This window comes from Jeotgalibacillus marinus, assembly GCF_040801915.1.
Classification (GTDB): domain Bacteria; phylum Bacillota; class Bacilli; order Bacillales; family Jeotgalibacillaceae; genus Jeotgalibacillus; species Jeotgalibacillus marinus.
Map to the genome: position 1 here is coordinate 1 of NZ_JBFMIA010000175.1, position 267 is coordinate 267.

1 protein-coding gene is annotated in these 267 nt (G+C 62.2%); it reads left to right on the plus strand.

The features are described from left to right. Positions 1–45 precede the first annotated feature (45 nt). Positions 46–267: hypothetical protein (locus tag AB1471_RS17435; RefSeq protein ID WP_367780992.1), on the plus strand; the 222-nt coding region annotated here is incomplete at its 3' end.

A 267-nucleotide genomic window follows, 5' to 3' on the forward strand; every position in this document is an offset into this window, starting at 1 on the left:
GAACATCGATCCCGAATACCTGACGACAACTCCTTGGAGGTCCAGATGAACGACATGCATGAGGCAGTGACCCTGCCCGATCCTGCCGTGAAACGGCTCCTGCATCCGACGGTGCTACCCGAAGCCCGATCGTTGTACGTGCGCGGATGGTGGTTCGGACGACTGTGCTCGCCTCCGATCGTCGTGGCCATCGGGGCGATCGTATGGCTGATCAGCGGCAACCTGTTCGCCTCGCTCGTGGCGCCGCTGAGTACGTTCGCCATCGCG